Below are 21,830 nucleotides of genomic sequence, written 5' to 3'. Positions count from 1 at the left end.
ACCCGGTGGGCTGTGCTGCAGCCCACCTGAGTTTGCCGGGAATCAGGCGCTTTTCACCAGGGATTCAATTTCCACCCGGTTAGTGACTTTGCTGTCAATCTTCACATAGGCACTGCGCTCTTCACTGACTATCAGTGCGTCTTTCACACCCTCTTTGGCCAGCAGCCGTGCTTTCAGTACATCGCCATCAATTGCGTAGTCTGGTAATTCAATACGCAGGCTGCTGACGTAAGGCGGCTCTTTCATCGTGGTGCTGAGTAATAACCACAATACAGCTACTAATGCGCCACCCAGGAAGACGGTTTGTGAATCAAAGTGCCCATCCAGCCAGCCACCCAGCGTGCCACCCAGCGCTACGCCCAGGAACTGGCTGGTGGAGTAAACGCCCATGGCTGTGCCTTTATAACCAGCGGGTGACTCTTTACTGATAAGTGAAGGCAGTATGGCTTCCATCAGGTTAAAAGCGAGGAAAAACAGCTGAACACCGATAACGCGTTCCCAGAAACCTTCGCCAGCGCCCCACAGGACGATTTCTGCAACGACCAGGGTTGCCACACAACCCACGAAGACACGCTTCATTTTGCGTTTTACTTCGGCGTAGATGATAAAGGGCACCACACCGATAAATGCGATAACCATGGTTCCCAGGTAGAGTTTCCAGTGCTGAGATGCGGGAAAACCAACGGATTCCAGTTCGCCTGGCAGGGCGACAAATGTGGACATCAGCAAAATATGCAGGCACATAATGCCGGCGTTAAGTTTTAGCAGGCTGGGGTTGGCGAGCACTTGTTTAAAACACCCACGCACCATGCCGGATTCACGGTTCAGTACATGGTCTTTGCTGCCCGGTACAACCAGTAGCGTGATAACAACCCCCAGGGTTGCCAGCAGGGCAATCATCCAGAACAGGCCATTAAGCCCTATATGGTGCGTTACTATTGGCCCGGCAACCATGGCAATGGCGAAGGTAACACCGAAGCTGACTCCAATAAATGCCATGGCTTTGGTGCGGTTTTGTTCCCGGGTCAGGTCTGACAGCAAAGCCATCACTGCTGCGGCGATGGCGCCTGAACCTTGTAGTGCCCGGCCCAATATCACGCCCCAGATGGAGTGTGTGGTTGCGGCAATCACGCTGCCGATGACAAAGATAACCAGCCCGCCAACAATTAACGGTTTGCGGCCAATGCGGTCTGACAGCAGGCCAAAAGGAATTTGAAACACAGCCTGAGCCAGGCCGTAAATACCAATTGCCAGGCCTATCAGCGCTTCGTTAGCACCTTGCAGAGCCATGCCCCATGTTGTCAAAACCGGCAATACCATAAACATGCCCAGCATACGCAGGGAAAATACTGTACCCAGCCCCCAGGTTGCCCGCAATTCAAGCGGTGTCATTTTGTTATCGTTCATTGTTACCTCTGAAGAAAAGCCGGGCATAGTGTAGAGCGGGGTGTCCGGTGGGGTAAATGCCAGCTTGTTTAGCAAATATTACAAAGATGATCACGTAACGTGCGGCTGATACTACAAATAATACGAATAATATGAATAAAAAAAGGTGCCAGGGGCACCTTTTGTGTTGAAGCGGGAAAATTACCAGACATAGGTCAGCAGGCTGTGTGAGTCCGGAACCATAAAGTCCACCGACATCATCACGCTGAGTGAGGTAATTGCAACAATGGAGAACACAAACAGTTTGCGCGCCCAGACTTTGTCGTTTTCGGTTTTATAACCTGATAACGCCATGCCCAGCCACCACACACTGACTGCCGCGGCAACTACCAGGTATTTATACCCGGCATAACCACCTAAAGAGAGCATTAACGTTGCGACCATAAACGCAATGATATACAGCGTAATATGGTTTTTCGCGACGGAAATGCCTTTTACTACAGGCAACACCGGAATGTTGGCGGCCTGGTAATCTTTAAAGCGGAAAATCGCAATGGCATAAGAGTGCGGCATCTGCCACAGGCTGAAAATAGCCAGCAGGATCAACGCGCCAGTGTCAAACTCGTTAGTCACAGCACAGTAACCGATAACTGGCGGAGCCGCACCAGACAGGCTGCCAATTAAGGTACCGTAAACTGAATGGCGTTTCATATACAGGCTGTAAATGCCTACATAGACAACGAACCCCATTACCGCCAGCCACATAGCCAGCGGATTAGCGCCAAAGAACAGCATCATGAAGCCAGCAATACCCAGCAAACTGCCGTAAACCAACGCCACTTCCGGAGAAATGAGGCCTTTTACCATTACGCGATTTTTGGTGCGTTCCATCTTAGGGTCGATGTCACGGTCAATCACGTTGTTGAACACACAACCTGAGGCCACCACCAGGCTTACACCCAGCAGCGTAAAGCCAAACAGGGGATAATCAATATTCCCTTTTGCGGCCAGTAAAAAGCCTCCGATCACGGATATCAAGTTCCCGAAAATAATGCCGGGCTTGGTAACTTGCAGGTATTGCTTAATCATTTTAGCCGCTCTTAGTCCAGCATCATGTTGTGGTTAAGGTTCCACATAATCCAAATCGAGCCCACCACCAGAATGGCGATAATCAGCACGGTAAAGACAAAGGCAACCAGGTTCCAGCGCTCTTCTGAAGAGGTGTTCATATGCAGGAAGCACACCAGATGAACCAGTAACTGCACCACTGCGGTAACAATGACAACACCAACCAGCGCGCCATGAGATGCCGCACCAGTCATCACCATCCAGAAGGGGATAACGGTCAGAATAACGGACAGAATAAACCCGGTCAGGTAGGTTTTTACGCTGCCGTGATGAGCGCCGCTGTTATCAGTTGAATGACTCATTACATTGCCCCCATCAGATAAACAACCGAGAACACACAAATCCACACGATATCAAGGAAGTGCCAGAACAGGCTCAGGCACATGATACGTGAACGGTTAGCACTGGTCAGCCCACGACGAGAAATGTGGAACATCATGACCGCCATCCAGATGAGACCAGAGGTCACGTGCAGACCGTGGGTGCCTACCAGCGTGAAGAACGCGGACAAGAAGCCACTGCGTTGCGGGCCAAAGCCTTCGGCAATCAGGTGATGGAACTCATAGAGCTCCATCCCGATAAAGCCAGCACCGAACAAGAAGGTCAGGGCAAGCCAGGACATAACCTGGCTCTTGTTACCTTTGTTCATGGCAATGACAGCAAAGCCATAAGTAATGGAGCTGAACAACAGCAGGAAAGTTTCAACCAGCACAAACGGCAGTTCGAAAATGTCTTTCCCGGACGGGCCGCCTGCGGTGTTGTTTACCAGCACTGCATAGGTGGCAAACAGGCACGAGAACAGAATGCAGTCGCTCATCAGGTAGATCCAGAAACCGAAGACTTTATTCGGCCCTGCATCGTGGTGCCCATGGTCATGGGCTTTTGAGTGAGTCAGAGTATCAGTTGACATTTTTCAGCCCTGCTTTGTTGAGTTCCTCGAAATGCTGGTTTTCCAGTTTTTCGACCTCGGCAACCGGTACGTAGTAATCCACGTCTTCGTCGAAGCTCTTCGCAATCCAGGTGACAATCATGCCAGCAAAGCCAACAATCGCCAGCCACCAGATATGCCAGATCATGGCAAAACCAAACACGGTTGCGAATGCTGCGATAACAATGCCCGCACCGCTGTTTTTCGGCATATGAATTTCTTCATAATGCTCAGGTTTTTTATATGCTTCGCCTTTCTCTTTCAGTTCCCAGAACGCGTCACGTTCATGAACGTGCGGTACGTGGGCAAAGTTATAGAACGGAGCCGGAGAAGAAGTTGACCATTCCAGTGTACGGCCACCCCACGGGTCACCCGTCAGATCGCGGTTTTGCTCACGGTCACGGATAGAAACGTAGAACTGAGTCAACTGGCACAGAATACCCAGAGCAATCAGTGCCGCACCGCCAGCCGCTACCATCAGTAACGGATGGAATGCCGGGTCGATGTGCTGGCTCAGACGACGAGTCATCCCCATGAAGCCCAGTGCGTACAGCGGCATAAAGGCAACAAAGAAGCCGATAATCCAGAACCAGAAAGCGCGTTTGCCCCATTTCTCATTCAGGGTAAAACCAAAGGCTTTCGGCCACCAGTAAGTCAGGCCAGCGAAGCACCCAAATACCACACCACCGATAATAACGTTATGGAAGTGGGCAATCAGGAACAGGCTGTTATGCAGAACGAAGTCAGCGCCAGGCACTGCCAGCAGAACCCCGGTCATACCACCAACAGAGAAGGTGACAATAAAACCAACGGTCCACAGCATTGCGGAGTTAAAGGTGATACGGCCCTGGTACATGGTGAACAACCAGTTGAAGATCTTAACCCCGGTCGGGATGGCGATAATCATCGTGGTGATACCAAAGAAGGCGTTCACGTTCGCGCCGCTGCCCATGGTAAAGAAGTGGTGCAGCCAGACTATAAAGGAAAGCAGGGTGATACATACGGTCGCCCACACCATTGAGGTGTAACCGAACATGCGTTTTTTCGCAAAGGTGGCGGTCACTTCGGAGAAGACCCCGAACACCGGCAGCACCAGAATGTACACTTCCGGGTGGCCCCATGCCCAAATCAGGTTGACGTACATCATCATGTTGCCGCCCATATCATTGGTAAAGAAATGGGTGCCCAGATAACGATCCAGCGTCAACAGTGCGATAGTCGCAGTCAGAATCGGGAAGGAAATGACAATCAGTACGTTGGTGCACAAAGATGCCCAGGTAAAGATAGGCATTTTGAACATATCCATGCCCGGCGCGCGCATCTTCAGGATAGTCACGAAGAAGTTAATCCCGGTTAGCGTGGTCCCGATACCAGAGAGCTGCAAGCTCCATATCCAGTAATCGACCCCAACCCCCGGGCTATACTCGCTTCCTGATAGTGGCGGATAAGCCAGCCAGCCAGTTTGTGCGAATTCGCCCACGCCCAGTGACAAGTTAACCAGCACCACACCAACAACAGTGAACCAGAAGCTCAGGTTGTTAAGGAATGGGAAGGCTACGTCACGAGCGCCGATTTGCAATGGCACAACCAGGTTCATCAGACCGACAACAAAAGGCATCGCCACGAAGAAGATCATAATCACACCGTGAGCGGTGAAAATCTGATCGTAGTGGTGAGGCGGCAGGAAGCCGGCTTCGCCTGCGGAGGCGAGCGCCTGTTGGCTACGCATCATGATGGCATCAGCAAAGCCACGCAGCAGCATGACAATTGCCATGATGACGTACATAACGCCCAGTTTTTTGTGGTCGACTGAGGTGAACCACTCTTTCCACAAATAGGTCCACTTACCGAAGTAAGTGATGGCGGCGACTATCGCCAAACCACCGATAATAATGGCTGCGACCGTAACCACGATAATGGGTTCATGGTAGGGGATTGCATCCAGTGAAAGTTTTCCGAACATCGTATTTATTCCTCGGCGCCCTTGTGAGAGGTTTCCGTGTCGCCCATGTCCATGCCCTGCATGCCTTCATGATGCATTACTGCACCTTCAGCTTGCGTCATGTGCTCACCGTGGGACATGTACTGCATGTACTGATTAACCACATCGGCGAACAGATCAGGTTTCACGCTGGAGAAGTACTCGACACTATTGTATTCGCTGGGCTGTGCCAGCTTTTTGTACGTTGCCATATCATCCATTGTCAGCGATGACTGTTTAACTTTGGCAACCCACTGGTCGAAACCGGCTTCGTCAGGCGTCGCAATCGCTTTAAACTTCATCCCGGAGAACCCCTTGCCGCTGTAGCTGGAAGAGATACCATCGTAAGTACCAGGTTCATCTGCGATCAGGTTCAGTTTGGTTTGCATGCCTGGCATGGTATACAACTGGCTGCCCAAACGTGGAATAAAGAACGAGTTCATCACGTCTTCAGAGGTAAGCTTGAATTCAACGGGGCGATGTGCCGGGAAGGCAATCTCGTTGACTGTCGCAATACCTTGTTCCGGATAAATGAAGAACCATTTCCAGTTCATTGAGATAACCTCAATTTTCAGCGGTTTCTGGTCGCTGGCAATTGGGCGGCTGGGCTCAAGTGAATGGGTGGTTTTCCATGTCAGTACGGCAAGGAACAGGATGATAAGAATGGGGATAGTCCAGACGACTGCCTCAATCTTATTTGAGTGTGCCCAGTTGGGCGAGTACTTAGCATCCTTGTTCGATGCCCGGTATTTCCAGGCAAAGCCAATTGCCATTGCGATGGCAGGAATAACGACAATCAACATCAGCCCCAGGGCTGTCAGTATCAATGAACGTTGTTCCAGGCCAATCTGTCCTTTAGGGTTGAGAAGTGCCGAGTCACAACCACTGAGTAATACAGTGGCTGTAACTAATGACAGCATTCCCAGACTTTTATTGTATTTCCTGAGTCTCATTTAACGACCTCAATTCCACGGGATCTGGTGGCGCTTAAAGTGTGCTGGCATTTTACGGGATGGTTACATTACTGTAAACATGATTGGCTTAGTGTCAGTAAGGTGTTACCGGGTTCTGCTGTTCATGTCACATATGTTGCTAAGTATGACAGAGACAGTAAAAGGCGGCTGAGTGGCACCTGTTATAACCTAAACAGATCATGCGCCTGTCGCTGTAAGGGTAAATGGTATAACCAATTTAAAAAATAAACAACTGATTAACATACATAAGACAAATTACAGACATTAAGAAAACTTAATATTAAAGAAAAATTAGCTGAATCGATAAAATGTAAATATAAAAAAGCGTAGAACATTAATTTATTTCTGTCGATTCAGCACAAATTAGCAATATAGTTTTGTGGGAAGCTGGTGCAAAAATAAACATATTTGTTACACCACGTAATTATATGCCGAAATAATACCAGCCCGTTAATCATTTGAATTGATATTGAGTTTTAAATAAGGGCTGATTTACGCAATGCCACTACATCCAGAATGGCTCCCCCGAACAACCCAACAGCCATCAACACTGCTCCCCATTCAGTGATATGCGCGCCAGGTAAGAAAACCAGCCAGCCATAAGCCTGAACACCCAGTAACCCTAGTCCGAACAACAACATCAGGCAACCCAGCAGCAATGCTTTAAGTGCAACGGCATACGCCACAGGGAAAAATTCTCGCGGCAAAAACTGTTCGGTTTGTTGGGTATGCTCCAGTGTTTTTTTGCACACTAACAGCAGAGCAATACCCGGAATGGCTGCAAAAATGGAGAAAAGATAAAATGTGGGCCAGCTGTACAGTTCAACAAACCAGCCGGCAAGTGGGCCAACATAAACACGGCCAACAGCAGAAAGTGCGGAGAGCAGGGCAAATTGTGTGGCGGAGAATGACTTGTTACACAGCGTCATGAGCAGGGCAACAAAAGCGGATGTACCCATACCGCCGCATAAGTTTTCAAAAAAAACTGCGGCACCCATGGTGTAGATATGCTTATCAGTGACAGACAGCAGCCAGTAACCCGCGTTAGATGCCCCTTGCAGGATGCCGAAAATCAACAACGCGCGAAATAGTGTCAGCCTCTGCATCAGCACCCCACCCAGCAACGCGCCAATAATCGTGGCCAGTAAGCCGAGGGTTTTGTTCACCAGACCCACATCACCCGCATCAAACCCCACCCCACGAATCAAAAAAGTGGTGGTCAGGCTCATGGCGAATGCATCACCCAGTTTGTAGAGCACAATTAACAGCAAAATAAGCCAGGCGTTGTTACGGCCAAAAAAGTCTTTCAGAGGGTGTAAAACGGCCTGTTCAAGGGAACGGGGAACCGGGATGGAATCCTGGGGCTCTGGCGCCAGCAGCGTAGCGATAATGCAGGGAACCAGCAGTGCAGCCATCAACCAGTACATAGCATGCCAGCCGAGCCATTTGTCTGCCAGCCATAAAGCCAGACCGCCAGACACCAGCATAGCCAGACGGTAACCCAGCACACTTATCGCCGCACCTGCGCCACGCTCATCGGCCGGGAGAACATCGGTTTTCCATGCATCAAACACGATATCTTGCGAGGCAGAACAAAACGCAATTAAGACCGCGAGCGCTGCCATCCAGCGTAACTGGCTGCCAGGGTCAAGAAAACCCATAGCGGCGATGCCGAAAGCCAGAAAAACCTGGGTGATAACCAGCCAGCCCCGCCTGCGCCCTAAGAAAGAGGGGGTATAGCGGTCCATGACCGGTGACCAGAGAAACTTGAATACATAAGCCTGGCCGACCAGAGAGAAAAAACCGATGGTCTTAAGATCAATACCTTCAACCGTCATCCAGGCCTGAAGTGTACCTGAGGTGAGTGCGAGTGGCAGTCCTGAAGCAAACCCCAGTATCAACAGAATTGCAGAACGGGGCTGTTGAAATATCCGTAAATATTGCGTGGGCATGGCTTACTCATCAGCCAGTTTACCGCAGCAAACTGGCTGTAATAGATGATTAGTGAGCGTTCTGTTTGATGAACTCATTAATGCTGGTGTCTTGGGACATATCGGAGATAGTGTCGCTCAACACGGAGTTAACTGCATTCGCGATATTCTTGTTGCTGGCCTGCAGGGCACCTTCAACGGAATAGCTGGAACGGTAAGTACGGGTCATCTTATTGCCGTTCTTCGCGGTTGCAATGATAGAGACATCGGCTGAAGTGGCAATTTTATAACGCAGGTTACCCTGAGAGACATCGGCATACAGTTTGTTGACGATGATTTGCAGGTCAACTGCGCCGTTCGGGCCAACCATATAACCGCGGGCCGACATTTGTTTCTCCAGCACTTCCTGCAGCAGGAAACGCAGGTCACGGGAGGCGGTCAGCGTGACGAGCTGGTTATCACGGTTGATTCGAGCCAGCGCCTGGTCCGGACGTTGGTCTGCCCCATTAATGCTGATGGTGATACCCATCAGGCTGGGATCCTGGGAAGGCAGTGTAATTTTCGGGGTAACATCAATGGTGCTGGGCGGCGTGGCGCAGCCTGCGAGGACAAACATCACCATTAACGGGAAAAAGAGTTTTTTTAACATGATTATCTCTCAAGTACCATTTTCTATCCAAAAAAGTCCCCGTCATCATAACATTGCTGGTGACAGGGGGAAGCAGGCAGCAGGGAAAATTGTTTTATCTGCTGCTTCGGCCTTTTTCCCTGTAATAAGGAAGAAAAAACCAGAGGTTCGCGCACCAGAACCCCGGCTATTAGACCTGTTGTCTGCATTCAGAGCAATCAGACTTGAGGGAAAATTTTATTGCCATATGCTTCGCTAACAGGTAAAAGCGGCTAACATTTAAAGGGACGGGCAACCTGTTGTTGTCGGGGAGAACTTACTATGATGCGCGCACAGATTGAAGCCAAGTTACAGGCGGCGTTTGACCCTGTGTTTATTGATATTCTTGATGAAAGTTATCGCCATAATGTGCCGGCAGGCTCAGAAAGCCACTTTAAGGTTGTGCTTGTCAGCGATAAGTTTTCCGCTGAGCGCATGTTAGCGCGCCACCGCCTGGTCTATGCAGTGCTGGCCGACGAACTGGCCGGTCAGGTGCATGCACTGGCATTGCATACTTACTCCGTTTCTGAGTGGGAAAATTTGCAGGACACCGTTTTACCTTCTCCTCCTTGTCGTGGGGCGGGTACATTGGCCTGACAGGGTTATTGTCAATAATGGCGGTTATCCGGTATGGTGATAACCGGTTGCCAACAAACGGCCTGCAGGCCGTTTGTTTTTATTGATCCTTTGCAGGTATTAACAGAGAAACAGGTCGTTTCTCTTTGCCCGGGCTCAGTGGCTTGAAATCAATCAAGTGATTTCTTTATTTGCGCAGCCTGCTGGCAGACCTGGTTGGTTAACCGGGCTGTTAGCTGTTGTCAGTCAGAACGGCCATAGGGCCGTTTTCTTTTGCCTGTTTGCCGGAGAAATTCGGGTAAACAGCCGGGTGGATGTCGAGAATGTGAATCAGTGCGGTTATCCGTTGGTTGCGGTTCTCGACTCCCTCAGATGATGCCGCTATAATGCTGCGTCTTAATTTTCGGAATGTATTCGGGATGATTCTGGTGACAGGGAGTGCGTTCTGGATACAGAAACCATCCCGGTTCTGTGAAGCGAAATACATTAGGGCTTCCAGAGTTGACCGAGCACTGTGATTTTTTGAGGTAACAAGATGCAAGTTTCAGTAGAAACCACTCAGGGCCTTGGCCGCCGTGTAACTATCACTATCGCTGCGGATAACATCGAGAATGCGGTGAAAAGCGAGCTGGTCAACGTGGCTAAAAAAGTCCGTATTGACGGCTTCCGTAAAGGGAAAGTACCGATGAATATCGTTGCTCAGCGTTATGGCGCATCTGTGCGTCAGGACGTACTGGGTGACCTGATGAGCCGCAACTTCGTTGATGCTATCATCAAAGAAAAAATTAACCCGGCTGGCGCACCGAACTATGTTCCGGGCGAATACAAACTGGGCGAAGACTTCACTTACTCTGTTGAGTTTGAAGTGTATCCGGAAGTCGAACTGCAAGGTATTGAAGCAATCGAAGTTGAAAAACCGGTTGTTGAAGTGACTGACGCAGATGTAGACACCATGCTGGAAACCCTGCGTAAACAACAGGCTACCTGGAAAGACAAAGATGGTGAAGTGGCTGCTGAAGACCGCGTTACTGTTGATTTCTCCGGCTCTGTTGACGGCGAAGAGTTTGAAGGCGGTAAAGCGTCTGATTTCGTTCTGGCTATGGGCCAGGGCCGCATGATCCCAGGCTTTGAAGAAGCGCTGGTTGGTCATAAAGCGGGTGAAGAGTTCACTATCGACGTGACTTTCCCGGAAGAATACCACGCTGAAAACCTGAAAGGTAAAGCAGCGAAATTCGCTATCAACCTGAAAAAAGTTGAAGAGCGCGAACTGCCAGAAATGACTCCTGAATTCATCAAACGTTTCGGCGTTGACGATGGTTCTGTTGAAGGTCTGCGCGCTGAAGTGCGTAAAAACATGGAACGCGAACTGAAAGGCGCTGTGCGTAACCGCATTAAGTCTCAGGCAATCGACGGTCTGGTTAAAGCGAATGAAATTGACGTGCCTGCCGCACTGATCGACAGCGAAATCGACGTACTGCGTCGCCAGGCTGCTCAGCGTTTCGGTGGTAACGAAAAACAAGCGCTGGAACTGCCGCGTGAACTGTTTGAAGAACAAGCTAAACGCCGTGTTGTTGTTGGCCTGCTGTTGGGCGAAGTGATTCGCAGCAACGAGCTGAAAGCTGACGAAGACCGTGTTAAAGCTCTGATCGAAGAAATGGCTTCTGCTTACGAAGATCCGTCTGAAGTGATCGAATTCTACGGTAAAAACAAAGAGTTGATGGAAAATATGCGTAACGTTGCGCTGGAAGAACAGGCTGTTGAAACTGTTCTGGCAAAAGCCAAAGTTAGCGATAAAGCTGTTTCCTTCAATGATTTGATGAACCAGCAGGCGTAATACTGCCGGTACATCTGTCAGTATTAAAGCCCGTCTCCGGTTGGTGGCGGGCTTTTTTTTGTCAGTGCGAAACGTGCGTAATCCTGTTTTCAGTGGTAGCGTAACGCTGAAAGATTGTTATGCTTGAAAATAAATGGGGCTGGCCCCATCTCTTGTGGGTAACTGTTGGAATACTGGTTGATAATCCGTCTGTAAAAAGCCTTTGGGTAGCCGGGCATAGTTACATAGTTATACCAGGTGAGCTCAAGTAAAATCAGTACGACCTGTCAGTTCTAACAACGAAAAAGGAGACGGAAAATGTCATACAGTGGCGAAAAAGAACAATTTGCACCCCATATGGCGTTGGTGCCGATGGTTGTGGAACAAACATCACGCGGTGAACGTTCTTACGATATCTATTCCCGTCTGCTTAAGGAGCGAGTTATCTTCCTGACGGGTCAGGTTGAAGACCACATGGCGAACCTGATTGTGGCGCAGATGTTGTTCCTCGAAGCAGAAAACCCGGAAAAAGACATCTATTTGTACATTAACTCACCAGGTGGCGTGATTACCGCCGGGATGTCTATTTACGACACCATGAAATTTATTAAGCCTGATGTCAGCACCATTTGTATGGGCCAGGCGGCTTCAATGGGCGCATTTTTGCTGACAGCAGGCACCAAAGGTAAGCGTTTCTGTCTGCCTAACTCACGTGTCATGATTCACCAACCACTGGGTGGTTATCAGGGCCAGGCAACGGATATCGAAATCCATGCCCGTGAAATCCTGAAAGTTAAAGCCCGGATGAATGAGCTGATGGCAGAACATACAGGCAAACCGCTGGAGCAAATTGAGCGTGATACTGAGCGCGATCGTTTCCTCTCTGCGCCAGAAGCGGTAGAGTACGGTTTAGTTGACTCAATATTAACTCACCGTAATTAACGCCCAGGAGTGGCTGAGCCGCTATACTGTAATAAGTTTCTAGTGGCTCAGCCCGTGTAGCCAGCTGCGCCTGAGAGTGGCAACTGCGTCGTCGTGTGCGGCACAAAGTAACAGAAAAGAGGTTTTACTGATGACAGATAAGCGCAAAGACGGTTCAGGCAAATTGCTGTACTGCTCTTTTTGCGGCAAAAGCCAGCATGAAGTGCGTAAGCTGATTGCCGGGCCGTCAGTGTATATCTGCGATGAGTGCGTCGATTTATGTAACGACATTATTCGCGAAGAGATTAAAGAAGTGGCTCCGCATCGCGAGCGTAGTGCGCTGCCCACACCCCATGAAATTCGCAGCCACCTTGACGATTACGTCATAGGCCAGGAACCGGCTAAAAAGGTGCTGTCTGTAGCGGTGTACAACCACTACAAACGTCTGCGTAACGGCGATACCAGTAATGGTGTTGAGCTGGGTAAAAGTAACATTCTGCTTATCGGGCCGACCGGGAGTGGTAAGACACTGTTGGCTGAGACGCTGGCTCGTCTGCTGGATGTTCCTTTCACCATGGCGGATGCAACCACACTGACCGAAGCGGGTTATGTGGGTGAAGACGTTGAGAATATTATCCAGAAATTGCTGCAAAAATGTGACTACGATGTGCAGAAAGCGCAGCGTGGCATCGTTTATATCGATGAAATCGACAAGATTTCACGTAAGTCTGATAACCCGTCCATCACTCGTGATGTGTCTGGTGAAGGTGTGCAGCAGGCATTGCTGAAACTGATTGAAGGTACGGTTGCAGCTGTTCCACCTCAGGGCGGGCGCAAGCATCCGCAGCAGGAATTTTTGCAGGTTGATACCTCAAAAATTCTGTTTATCTGTGGCGGTGCATTCGCAGGGCTGGATAAAGTTATTGCCAACCGTGTTGAAACAGGTTCCGGTATCGGGTTTGGCGCGACGGTAAAAGGTAAGTCGCAGAAAGCCAGTGAAAGCCAGTTGTTAGGTCAGGTTGAGCCAGAAGATTTAATCAAATTTGGTTTGATCCCGGAATTTATTGGCCGTCTGCCGGTTGTCGCAACCTTGAGCGAGCTGAGTGAAGAGGCGTTGATCCAAATCCTCAAAGAGCCGAAGAATGCGCTGACCAAACAATACCAGGCGTTGTTTAACCTGGAAGGTGTTGAGCTGGAGTTCCGTGATGATGCGCTGGACGCCATTGCCAAAAAAGCAATGCAGCGTAAAACCGGTGCCCGTGGCCTGCGCTCTATTGTTGAAGCTGCACTGCTCGATACCATGTATGACTTACCGTCCATGGATGATGTCGAGAAAGTTGTGATTGATGAATCTGTTATTGCGGGGCAGTCAGAACCGTTGCTGATTTATGGCAAGCCAGAAGCGCAGCAAGCATCTGGCGAATAATTAATCATTCGTCAACAAGCAGTTACCAAAAAATGGGGGATTTAATCCCCCTTTTATTTTTCCTGCCTGCCTGCCGTTGAATGTCCGGGAATTATCCCCATATACTGTTTTACTTGTTGGTGATGCCGTGAAGAGGGTTCACGAGCGCCTCATCACCTGGCGGAAACAATCGCCTGTATCATGGTGGTATGAACAGGTTAAAACTAAGAGAGAGCTCTATGAATCCTGAGCGTTCTGAACGCATAGAAATCCCCGTATTGCCATTGCGCGATGTGGTGGTCTATCCGCATATGGTTATTCCGTTATTTGTCGGACGGGAAAAGTCTATCCGCTGCCTGGAAGCGGCGATGGATAACGACAAGAAAATCATGCTGGTGGCGCAGAAAGAGGCCTCGACGGATGAGCCTGGTATAAACGACCTTTTCACTGTCGGCACTGTGGCTTCTATTCTGCAGATGCTCAAACTGCCGGATGGTACGGTAAAAGTGCTGGTCGAAGGTTTACAGCGCGCCCGGATCACGACGCTCTCTGATAACGGCGAGCATTTCATTGCTCAGGCTGAATACCTTGAGTCGCCAGTTATTGAAGAGCGTGAACAAGAAGTTCTGGTTCGTACCGCCATCAATCAGTTTGAAGGCTATATCAAGCTGAATAAAAAAATTCCGCCGGAAGTGCTGACTTCACTGAACAGCATCGATGATCCGGCGCGTCTGGCTGACACCATAGCTGCGCATATGCCGTTGAAACTGGCAGATAAGCAGTCTGTGCTTGAGATGTCTGATATTAACGAACGTCTCGAATACCTGATGGCGATGATGGAATCGGAAATTGACCTGTTACAGGTTGAGAAACGTATCCGTAACCGCGTCAAAAAGCAGATGGAAAAAAGCCAGCGCGAGTACTATCTGAATGAGCAAATGAAAGCCATTCAGAAAGAGCTGGGCGAAATGGATGACGCGCCAGACGAAACCGAAGCGCTGAAACGCAAAATCGAAGCGGCGAAAATGCCGAAAGAAGCGCGTGAAAAAGCGGAAGCTGAGTTGCAAAAACTGAAAATGATGTCGCCGATGTCTGCTGAAGCGACAGTGGTTCGCGGTTACATCGACTGGATGGTTCAGGTTCCGTGGAATTCACGCAGCAAAGTGAAAAAAGATTTGCGCCAGGCTCAGGAAATTCTGGATACCGACCACTATGGTCTGGAACGGGTTAAAGACCGTATTCTTGAGTATCTTGCTGTTCAGAGCCGCGTTAATAAAATTAAAGGGCCAATCCTTTGTCTGGTTGGGCCGCCGGGGGTAGGTAAAACCTCTCTGGGGCAGTCCATTGCCAAAGCCACCGGGCGTAAATACGTGCGTATGGCATTAGGTGGGGTGCGCGACGAAGCTGAAATTCGTGGGCATCGCCGGACATACATTGGTTCAATGCCGGGCAAACTGATTCAGAAAATGGCAAAAGTGGGGGTGAAAAACCCACTGTTCCTGTTGGATGAGATCGACAAAATGTCTTCTGACATGCGCGGTGATCCGGCTTCAGCATTGCTGGAAGTTCTGGATCCGGAACAGAATATCGCATTCAACGACCATTACCTGGAAGTGGATTACGATCTGTCTGACGTGATGTTCGTTGCTACATCCAACTCCATGAACATTCCGGCACCGTTGCTGGATCGTATGGAAGTGATTCGTCTTTCTGGCTACACAGAAGATGAAAAACTGAATATTGCCAAACAGCATCTGTTACCGAAACAGGTTGAACGTAACGCACTGAAGAAAACCGAAATCAAGGTTGATGACAGTGCGATTGTCGGCATTATCCGTTATTACACCCGTGAAGCGGGCGTGCGTGGCCTAGAGCGTGAAATCTCCAAACTGTGCCGCAAAGCAGTGAAACAACTGCTGCTGGATAAGTCATTGAAGAAAATTGAAATCAATGGCGATAACCTGAAGGATTTCCTTGGGGTTCAGCGTTTTGACTACGGGCGTGCCGATAACGAAAACCGTGTTGGCCAGGTAACGGGTCTGGCATGGACTGAAGTTGGTGGCGATTTACTGACCATTGAAACCGCATGTGTCCCGGGTAAAGGCAAACTGACCTATACCGGTTCACTGGGTGAAGTAATGCAGGAATCCATTCAGGCTGCGTTAACTGTTGTGCGTGCACGGGCTGAAAAACTGGGTATCAACAGCGATTTCTATGAGAAACGCGATATCCATGTGCATGTACCGGAAGGTGCAACACCAAAAGATGGCCCAAGTGCGGGCATCGCGATGTGTACAGCACTGGTATCCTGCCTGACAGGTAACCCGGTGCGTGCTGATGTCGCTATGACCGGGGAAATCACCCTGCGTGGTCTGGTGCTGCCTATTGGCGGGCTGAAAGAGAAGTTACTGGCAGCTCACCGCGGTGGTATTAAAACGGTGCTTATCCCGGATGAGAACAAACGCGATCTGGAAGAAATTCCTGATAACGTTCTGGCTGATCTGGATATTCATCCGGTGAAACGCATTGAAGAAGTTCTGACTCTGGCTTTGCAAAACTCACCGTTTGGAATGGAAGTCGTTAGCGCAAAATAGTGACCTGACGCAAAGAGTACCAGGAAAAACAGGGCTGGCAGGTGAATTGTCACTTGCCAGCCTTTTTTTGTCTGGCTACTTTAGGACGCTGGCTGGGGATATGTCTTTCTCCTGACCAAATAAACATCGGGTTGGGAGTTGTAAGGGCATGGCAGGCCTGATATAACTGCTTCGCGGTCGTACTTCGAAGGATTCAGGTGCGATACAAAAAAAATAAACAGAGGAAGAGAAGAGTGAATAAATCTCAACTGATCGACAAAATTGCCGCAAATGCTGATATTTCCAAAGCTGCGGCTGGACGTGCATTAGACGCTTTGATTGCTTCCGTTACTGAATCCCTGCAGTCCGGGGACGACGTAGCACTGGTCGGCTTTGGTACTTTTGCCGTTCGTGAACGTGCTGCCCGTACGGGTCGTAACCCACAGACAGGTGCAGAAATTACCATTGCTGCTGCAAAAGTTCCGGGTTTCCGTGCAGGTAAAGCGCTGAAAGACGCGGTTAACTGATTAGCACCCCCGTCAGGGCGGGGCGCTGGCAAGTAAACAGCTTAAGGGCGCATCTAAGATGTGCCTTTTTTCTTTTCTGTATGACTTTCTGTGTGATACGGGCTGACAACCGCCCCAGTTTCTTTCACAATACGCTTTCGCGTGTAATGGCTTTGGGAAGGTTACCCATGAGCAACATGCTATTACACCAGGTTTTTGTCACATTACAGCGGAGTGTTGTTACACCATGATGGACACGTTACGTGCGGCATCCAGCAATGTCGTACTCAAGATCATTCTGGGGGCAATTATCCTGTCATTCGTTTTGACAGGTGTAAGCAGCTACCTAATTGGCGGTAGCAACGATTTTGCCGCAAAAGTTAACGGGCAGAAGATTGACCGTGCGCAGTTTGAAAATGCAGTAACTGCACAGCGCAGCAACTTGCAACAACAGCTGGGAGACCAGTATTCAGTGCTGGCCGCCAATGAAGGCTATATGCAGGAAATGCGTCAACAGGTTCTGCAACGCCTGATTGATGAAGCGCTGATTGACCAGTATGCAAAACATCTGGGGTTGAGCATCAGCGATGACCAGATTAAACAGAATATTTTTAACACCCAGGCTTTCCAGAATAACGGTAAATTTGATAACAACCGTTTTAACACCGTGCTGGCAAATGCCCGGTATACGCCGGAACGCTATGCAGAAATTCTGCGCCACCAACTGACAACGCAGCAGTTGATTGATGCGGTGGAAGGTACTGGTTTCACCCTGCCGGGTGAAGAAAACCGCCTGGCAGCACTGGTTTCTCAGAAACGCATTGTGCGTGAAGCCACTATTGATGTGAAAGCGCTGGCAGATAAACAGACTGCGCCAGACGATGCGGTTAAAGCATATTATGACCAGCACCAGTCACTCTACCGGGTTCCTGAGCAATTCCGCGTCAGTTATATCAAACTTGATGCTGCGGATATGCAAGCGAACGTGACAGACGCTGATATCCAGGCCTATTACGACGAACACCGTGCCGAGTTTACTCAGCCGCAGCGTGATCGCTACAGCGTGATTCAGACTAAAACGGAAAAAGATGCGCAGGACGTGCTGGATGCACTGAAAAAAGGTGCTGATTTTGCCACCCTGGCGAAAGAGAAATCCACGGATATTATTTCTGCCCGTACTGGCGGTGATATGGGGTGGCTGGAGCCATCAACCACACCAGATGAGCTGAAAAACGCAGGGCTGACCCAGAAAGGGCAACTGTCAGGCGTTATCAAATCTTCTGTGGGTTTCCTGGTTGCCCGTCTTGATGACGTTCAGCCAGCCGTGGTTAAACCGCTGGCAGATGTGCGTGACTCAATCACAGCAAAAGTGAAAGGCGAAAAAGCGCTGGATGCCTATTATGCGCTGCAACAGAAAGTCAGTGATGCAGCAAGTAACGACAACCAGTCTCTGGAAGCAGCAGAGCAGGTTGCTGGTGTTAAAGCTGTTGAAACCGGCTGGTTCACTCAGGATTCTGTTCCGGCTGAGCTGAACTTTAAGCCGGTGACCGATGCCATCTTTAACGGCGGCTTGCTGGGGCAGGATGGTTCGCCAGGCAGCAACTCTGACATCATTACTGTAGATGGCGACCGTGCGTTTGTGGTGCGTATTGCACAACATAAAGCTGAAAGCACGAAACCTCTGGCAGAGGTACAAGACCAGGTGGTTGCCGCGGTGAAAATGCAGAAAGCCAGTGAGCAGGCGCGTATTCAGGCCAGCAAACTGCTTACTGAATTGAAAGCCGGTAAAGGCGATGATGCCATGAAAGCAGCAGGCCTTGCTTTTGGTGAAAAGCAAACCCTGACGCGCAGTGGTCAGGATCCGGTTACACGCGCTGCTTTTGAGCTGCCGTTACCGGCGAAAGATCAGCCGGTTTATGGCACCAGTAATGATTTGCAGGGCAATGTGCTGATTATTGCTCTGGATGCCGCTGAAGCGGGTGACATGCCAGAAGCGCAAAAAACTGCCATGGCAAGCCAGGTCGCCAGTAACAATGCGCAAATTGCGCTGGAATCGCTGCTCAATACCTTGCGTAAGGAAGCGAAAATCAAAGTCAGTGATGTTGTGCAACAGCAGCAATAACAAACCTGATCTCATCCTTTTGCAATAAATTGCAACAGACAAGGGCCGCTTTCGCGGCCCTTTCCATTTCCATCATTCACCGTTTGTCCTCCAGTTTTGTTCGGTTTACTGTTCCCGGGCTGTTAAAACACAAGGAGAAACGGCATGAAGACCAGTTTTAAATCTGCAGCTTTAGTTCTGGCTTTGGGTATGAGCGTTGGGATTGCGCCAGCCTGGGCACAACCAGAGTCATCTGTTCAGGCAACGGCCAGCACAGCAGAAAAAGTCAGTATTAACCAGGCCAGCGCTCAGGAGTTAGCCAGTGCCATGAGTGGTATTGGCCTGAAGAAAGCGCAGGCCATTGTTGAATGGCGCGAGCAGTACGGTGCTTTTTCCTCCGTTGACGAACTGAGTGATGTACCGGGTATCGGTCACTCACTGGTTGAACGGAATATCGAGCGCATCACATTGTGAATGTTGCATAACTGTTAATTTTTGCCACAATAAGGAGGTCATACCAGTTGGTGTGGCCTCCTTACCTCATAACAACATAAAGGCATACAGGCTATGGTTATGCAGACCGAAATCACTGTTCGCGGGTTCCATTTAGATGTTTACCAGCATGTGAATAATGCGCGTTATTTAGAGTTCCTTGAAGAAGCCCGCTGGGCCGCCCTGGAAGAAGAAGAAAGCTTCCGCTGGATGAGTGCGCAAAATATTGCCTTTGTCGTCGTCAATATCAATATCAACTACCGGCGCCCGGCCTTGCTGGGGGAGCGTTTACTGGTGACCAGCGCACTTCAACAACTCAACGGGAAAAGTGGTGTACTGAGCCAGGTTATTACACTTAAGCCTGGGGGCGAGGTGGTAGCAGATGCACTGATTACATTTGTATGCGTCGATTTGAAAAGCCAGAAAGCGCTGCCAGTAGAAGGGGAGTTAAAAGAGAAACTGATGCAGATGATTGGCTGAATAGCACTGGCATGCATCAGCATGCCAGTAGCTGTGCCGGTTTAACGCAGGCCTGTTTTTTGCTTCATCGCCGCCATGACAGCGGTTTTATCGGCAAGGTAGCGTTTCAGGCCATTGGCCCGCAGGTTACAGGATGCACATTCACCGCAACCATCGCCTTTAATACCGTTATAGCAGGTCAGCGTTTCAGTGCGAATTAAATCAAGCTTGCCCCAGTAATCAGCCAGTGCCCAGGTTTGTGCTTTATCTATCCACATCAGTGGCGTTTCAAAGCGAATCTCACTGGCCATGCCCAGGTTAACCGCGTGGTTAAGTGCTTTCACAAATTCATCGCGGCAATCCGGGTAGCCGGAGAAATCAGTCTCACACACGCCGGTGATTACCGCTTCAGCTTTTACCTGCCAGGCATAAATGGCGGCCAGAGTTAAAAACAGGATATTACGCCCTGGGACAAAGGTATTAGGGATGCCACTGGCATTTGGGTCATAATCCGGCACCGGGATGCTGTCCCGGGTCAGGCTGCTAACGGCCAGTTCATTCAACAAACCGACATCCAGCACTTTGTGTGCTCTCGCACCCAGTTTCAGTGCCAGTTCACGGGCAATATCAATTTCCGCCCGGTGGCGCTGCCCGTAATCAAATGTGACGCAGTGCACTTCGTCATACTGGTGTAGTGCCTGAATCAGGCAAGTAGTGGAGTCCTGCCCACCACTGAACACGACAACAGCACGTTTCATAGTAAACCTTGTAATGAGTGAAAACAGATGGGGTATGGTAACGCGCCTGCCGCTGGCTCACCAGCTTCATAACAAGGAAGGTGCGGGTTTGTATAAAAATGAAACCCGCACCACGCTCACTGCTGGTTTTCAGTGGGTGTGACCGGCATGCATCAGCATGATGGAAGCCGGCAGCCTGTTACTTCAACAAGGCCTGTAAAGCCTGGCGGGCTTCGCTCAGATTACCAATGCTGGCCGCAACCCATTCAGGGTTGTAGTAACTTTCCAGGTAACGCTCACCGCTGTCGCACAGTAAGGTAACAATTGAACCTGTTTGCCCGGCATCTCGCATTTGCGCCGCGAGGCTCAGTACTCCCCACATATTGGTACCTGTGGAAGCCCCCACTTTGCGGCCGAGAACGGTTTCAAGCCATTGCATGGCGACAATTGTGGCGCAGTCTGGCACACGCATCATGTCATCAATCACACCGGGAATAAACGATGGTTCCACGCGCGGGCGGCCAATTCCTTCAATACGGCTTCCGGTATCGCTCCTGCGCTGGTTGTCGCCATCCCGCCAGTAGTTCAGGAACACTGAGTTTTCCGGGTCGACAACCATCAGGCGGGTTTGATGCCCCTGGTGGCGCAGATAACGCCCAATGGTTGCTGATGTCCCGCCAGTACCCGCGCTCATGACGATATATTCAGGTTCAGAGTAAGGTTCGTTTGCCATCTGGCGGAAAATACTGTCGGCAATATTATTGTTACCACGCCAGTCTGTTGCCCGCTCAGCATAAGTAAACTGGTCCATATAATGGCCGTTAAGCTCGCGGGCCAGTGTTTCTGAGGCATCATAGATCTGGCAAGGGCTGTCAACAAAATGGCAGCGGCCACCATAGAACGTAATCTGTTCAATTTTACGTTTGGCCGTGCAGGCCGGCATAACGGCAATAAAAGGCAGGCCAAGCAAACGGGCGAAATAGGCTTCCGAAACAGCGGTGGAACCTGAAGAGGCCTCGATTATCGTGGTGCCTTCTTTGATCCAGCCATTGCATAACCCGTACAAAAACAGTGAACGTGCCAGCCGGTGCTTCAGGCTGCCTGTCGGGTGTGTGCTTTCATCTTTGAGATAAATATGTATTCCCGGAAACGCAGGAAGTGTCAGGCGAATTAAATGTGTATCGGCGGAACGCTGGTAATCAGCATTAATTTCACGAATGGCGTGTGTTACCCAGTTATTCATGGCTCTGGC

Annotated in this window: 22 protein-coding genes; 11 read left to right on the top strand and 11 right to left on the bottom strand. The window is 49.9% G+C overall.

Annotation, left to right across the window (positions count from 1 at the left end; genetic code table 11):
* Window positions 1-42: 42 nt before the first annotated feature.
* The 8 genes from DES37_RS13755 to DES37_RS13720 all read right to left on the bottom strand — a co-directional run bounded on the left by DES37_RS13755 (window position 43) and on the right by DES37_RS13720 (window position 8,977).
* On the bottom strand, window positions 43-1,407 hold the full coding sequence (locus DES37_RS13755; RefSeq protein ID WP_036110162.1) for an MFS transporter: 1,365 nt from the start codon (window positions 1,405-1,407) through the stop codon (window positions 43-45).
* A gap of 180 nt (window positions 1,408-1,587) precedes the next feature.
* Window positions 1,588-2,475, bottom strand: coding sequence for a heme o synthase (gene cyoE, locus DES37_RS13750; protein ID WP_036110160.1), 888 nt, complete (start codon window positions 2,473-2,475; stop codon window positions 1,588-1,590).
* 11 nt (window positions 2,476-2,486) lie between these two features.
* Window positions 2,487-2,816: a cytochrome o ubiquinol oxidase subunit IV gene (locus DES37_RS13745; RefSeq protein ID WP_036110157.1), complete on the bottom strand. Its 330-nt coding sequence runs from the start codon at window positions 2,814-2,816 to the stop codon at window positions 2,487-2,489.
* Window positions 2,816-3,424, bottom strand: a complete 609-nt coding sequence (locus DES37_RS13740; RefSeq protein WP_036110154.1) for a cytochrome o ubiquinol oxidase subunit III — start codon at window positions 3,422-3,424, stop codon at window positions 2,816-2,818. Before DES37_RS13740 ends, DES37_RS13745 begins: the two co-directional genes overlap by 1 nt.
* Complete coding sequence (gene cyoB / locus DES37_RS13735) at window positions 3,414-5,405, bottom strand: cytochrome o ubiquinol oxidase subunit I (RefSeq protein WP_036110151.1); 1,992 nt, start codon at window positions 5,403-5,405, stop codon at window positions 3,414-3,416. Before cyoB ends, DES37_RS13740 begins: the two co-directional genes overlap by 11 nt.
* Window positions 5,406-5,410: 5 nt before the next feature.
* Complete coding sequence (gene cyoA / locus DES37_RS13730; RefSeq protein ID WP_036110148.1) at window positions 5,411-6,376, bottom strand: cytochrome o ubiquinol oxidase subunit II; 966 nt, start codon at window positions 6,374-6,376, stop codon at window positions 5,411-5,413.
* A 497-nt stretch (window positions 6,377-6,873) separates the two neighbouring features.
* Window positions 6,874-8,349: a muropeptide MFS transporter AmpG gene (gene ampG / locus DES37_RS13725; protein ID WP_036110143.1), complete on the bottom strand. Its 1,476-nt coding sequence runs from the start codon at window positions 8,347-8,349 to the stop codon at window positions 6,874-6,876.
* A 49-nt stretch (window positions 8,350-8,398) separates the two neighbouring features.
* A complete protein-coding gene (locus tag DES37_RS13720) occupies window positions 8,399-8,977 on the bottom strand; it encodes a lipoprotein (RefSeq protein WP_036110140.1) in 579 nt (192 codons plus the stop codon).
* Here DES37_RS13720 and DES37_RS25505 point away from each other — a divergent pair.
* Window positions 8,976-9,215 carry a hypothetical protein gene (locus tag DES37_RS25505; protein WP_146211513.1) on the top strand — a complete coding sequence of 80 codons (240 nt, stop codon included), beginning with the start codon at window positions 8,976-8,978 and terminating at the stop codon, window positions 9,213-9,215. The genes DES37_RS13720 and DES37_RS25505 overlap by 2 nt on opposite strands.
* A 62-nt stretch (window positions 9,216-9,277) precedes the next feature.
* Entirely contained in the window at window positions 9,278-9,592 is a 315-nt protein-coding gene (gene bolA / locus DES37_RS13715; protein WP_110026197.1) for a transcriptional regulator BolA, read from the top strand.
* A 211-nt stretch (window positions 9,593-9,803) separates the two neighbouring features.
* On the opposite strand, the gene DES37_RS25650 is transcribed toward bolA, so the two are convergent.
* Window positions 9,804-10,058: a hypothetical protein gene (locus DES37_RS25650; RefSeq protein WP_170123772.1), complete on the bottom strand. Its 255-nt coding sequence runs from the start codon at window positions 10,056-10,058 to the stop codon at window positions 9,804-9,806.
* A 48-nt stretch (window positions 10,059-10,106) separates the two neighbouring features.
* On the opposite strand from DES37_RS25650, the gene tig reads away from it, so the two are divergent.
* From tig to DES37_RS13675, 8 genes are all read left to right on the top strand, one after another.
* Entirely contained in the window at window positions 10,107-11,405 is a 1,299-nt protein-coding gene (gene tig, locus DES37_RS13710; RefSeq protein WP_036110133.1) for a trigger factor, read from the top strand.
* A 297-nt stretch (window positions 11,406-11,702) separates the two neighbouring features.
* Entirely contained in the window at window positions 11,703-12,326 is a 624-nt protein-coding gene (clpP, locus tag DES37_RS13705) for an ATP-dependent Clp endopeptidase proteolytic subunit ClpP (RefSeq protein ID WP_036110130.1), read from the top strand.
* 130 nt (window positions 12,327-12,456) lie between these two features.
* A complete protein-coding gene (gene clpX / locus DES37_RS13700) occupies window positions 12,457-13,731 on the top strand; it encodes an ATP-dependent protease ATP-binding subunit ClpX (protein ID WP_036110127.1) in 1,275 nt (424 codons plus the stop codon).
* 218 nt (window positions 13,732-13,949) lie between these two features.
* Window positions 13,950-16,304, top strand: coding sequence for an endopeptidase La (gene lon, locus DES37_RS13695; protein WP_036110124.1), 2,355 nt, complete (start codon window positions 13,950-13,952; stop codon window positions 16,302-16,304).
* A gap of 197 nt (window positions 16,305-16,501) precedes the next feature.
* On the top strand, window positions 16,502-16,810 hold the full coding sequence (gene hupB / locus DES37_RS13690) for a nucleoid-associated protein HU-beta (RefSeq protein WP_226568746.1): 309 nt from the start codon (window positions 16,502-16,504) through the stop codon (window positions 16,808-16,810).
* Window positions 16,811-17,036: 226 nt separating this feature from the next.
* Window positions 17,037-18,911, top strand: a complete 1,875-nt coding sequence (ppiD, locus tag DES37_RS13685) for a peptidylprolyl isomerase (protein ID WP_110026196.1) — start codon at window positions 17,037-17,039, stop codon at window positions 18,909-18,911.
* A 144-nt stretch (window positions 18,912-19,055) separates the two neighbouring features.
* The gene (locus DES37_RS13680) at window positions 19,056-19,364 is read left to right on the top strand and encodes a ComEA family DNA-binding protein (protein ID WP_036110116.1); all 309 of its coding nucleotides are present in this window, start codon (window positions 19,056-19,058) and stop codon (window positions 19,362-19,364) included.
* Between the two features lie 99 nt (window positions 19,365-19,463).
* On the top strand, window positions 19,464-19,862 hold the full coding sequence (locus DES37_RS13675; RefSeq protein WP_036110810.1) for an acyl-CoA thioesterase: 399 nt from the start codon (window positions 19,464-19,466) through the stop codon (window positions 19,860-19,862).
* 41 nt (window positions 19,863-19,903) lie between these two features.
* Here the strand turns inward: DES37_RS13675 and queC are convergent, their stop codons facing one another.
* Window positions 19,904-20,599: a 7-cyano-7-deazaguanine synthase QueC gene (queC, locus tag DES37_RS13670; RefSeq protein WP_036110113.1), complete on the bottom strand. Its 696-nt coding sequence runs from the start codon at window positions 20,597-20,599 to the stop codon at window positions 19,904-19,906.
* A gap of 13 nt (window positions 20,600-20,612) precedes the next feature.
* Between queC and DES37_RS26050 the strand changes: the two genes are divergently transcribed.
* Window positions 20,613-20,741, top strand: coding sequence for a hypothetical protein (locus DES37_RS26050; protein WP_281271481.1), 129 nt, complete (start codon window positions 20,613-20,615; stop codon window positions 20,739-20,741).
* A 36-nt stretch (window positions 20,742-20,777) separates the two neighbouring features.
* On the opposite strand, the gene DES37_RS13665 is transcribed toward DES37_RS26050, so the two are convergent.
* Complete coding sequence (locus tag DES37_RS13665; RefSeq protein ID WP_110026194.1) at window positions 20,778-21,821, bottom strand: PLP-dependent cysteine synthase family protein; 1,044 nt, start codon at window positions 21,819-21,821, stop codon at window positions 20,778-20,780.
* Window positions 21,822-21,830: the final 9 nt, after the last annotated feature.

Source organism: Mangrovibacter plantisponsor (assembly GCF_003182475.1).
Taxonomy (GTDB): Bacteria; Pseudomonadota; Gammaproteobacteria; order Enterobacterales; family Enterobacteriaceae; genus Mangrovibacter; species Mangrovibacter plantisponsor.
The sequence above is the reverse complement of the archived record's forward strand: the minus strand, read 5'-3'. Positions and strand labels throughout refer to the sequence as shown.

Bases quoted from the DNA above. Each gene is read 5' to 3' on its own strand.
- DES37_RS13755 (WP_036110162.1), bottom strand. From the start codon at position 1,407: ATGAACGATAACAAAATGACACCGCTTGAATTGCGGGCAACCTGGGGG.
- cyoE (WP_036110160.1), bottom strand. From the start codon at position 2,475: ATGATTAAGCAATACCTGCAAGTTACCAAGCCCGGCATTATTTTCGGG.
- DES37_RS13745 (WP_036110157.1), bottom strand. From the start codon at position 2,816: ATGAGTCATTCAACTGATAACAGCGGCGCTCATCACGGCAGCGTAAAA.
- DES37_RS13740 (WP_036110154.1), bottom strand. From the start codon at position 3,424: ATGTCAACTGATACTCTGACTCACTCAAAAGCCCATGACCATGGGCAC.
- cyoB (WP_036110151.1), bottom strand. From the start codon at position 5,405: ATGTTCGGAAAACTTTCACTGGATGCAATCCCCTACCATGAACCCATT.
- cyoA (WP_036110148.1), bottom strand. From the start codon at position 6,376: ATGAGACTCAGGAAATACAATAAAAGTCTGGGAATGCTGTCATTAGTT.
- ampG (WP_036110143.1), bottom strand. From the start codon at position 8,349: ATGCCCACGCAATATTTACGGATATTTCAACAGCCCCGTTCTGCAATT.
- DES37_RS25505 (WP_146211513.1), top strand. From the start codon at position 8,976: ATGATTATCTCTCAAGTACCATTTTCTATCCAAAAAAGTCCCCGTCAT.
- DES37_RS13720 (WP_036110140.1), bottom strand. From the start codon at position 8,977: ATGTTAAAAAAACTCTTTTTCCCGTTAATGGTGATGTTTGTCCTCGCA.
- bolA (WP_110026197.1), top strand. From the start codon at position 9,278: ATGATGCGCGCACAGATTGAAGCCAAGTTACAGGCGGCGTTTGACCCT.
- DES37_RS25650 (WP_170123772.1), bottom strand. From the start codon at position 10,058: ATGTATTTCGCTTCACAGAACCGGGATGGTTTCTGTATCCAGAACGCA.
- tig (WP_036110133.1), top strand. From the start codon at position 10,107: ATGCAAGTTTCAGTAGAAACCACTCAGGGCCTTGGCCGCCGTGTAACT.
- clpP (WP_036110130.1), top strand. From the start codon at position 11,703: ATGTCATACAGTGGCGAAAAAGAACAATTTGCACCCCATATGGCGTTG.
- clpX (WP_036110127.1), top strand. From the start codon at position 12,457: ATGACAGATAAGCGCAAAGACGGTTCAGGCAAATTGCTGTACTGCTCT.
- lon (WP_036110124.1), top strand. From the start codon at position 13,950: ATGAATCCTGAGCGTTCTGAACGCATAGAAATCCCCGTATTGCCATTG.
- ppiD (WP_110026196.1), top strand. From the start codon at position 17,037: ATGATGGACACGTTACGTGCGGCATCCAGCAATGTCGTACTCAAGATC.
- DES37_RS13680 (WP_036110116.1), top strand. From the start codon at position 19,056: ATGAAGACCAGTTTTAAATCTGCAGCTTTAGTTCTGGCTTTGGGTATG.
- DES37_RS13675 (WP_036110810.1), top strand. From the start codon at position 19,464: ATGCAGACCGAAATCACTGTTCGCGGGTTCCATTTAGATGTTTACCAG.
- queC (WP_036110113.1), bottom strand. From the start codon at position 20,599: ATGAAACGTGCTGTTGTCGTGTTCAGTGGTGGGCAGGACTCCACTACT.
- DES37_RS26050 (WP_281271481.1), top strand. From the start codon at position 20,613: ATGAGTGAAAACAGATGGGGTATGGTAACGCGCCTGCCGCTGGCTCAC.
- DES37_RS13665 (WP_110026194.1), bottom strand. From the start codon at position 21,821: ATGAATAACTGGGTAACACACGCCATTCGTGAAATTAATGCTGATTAC.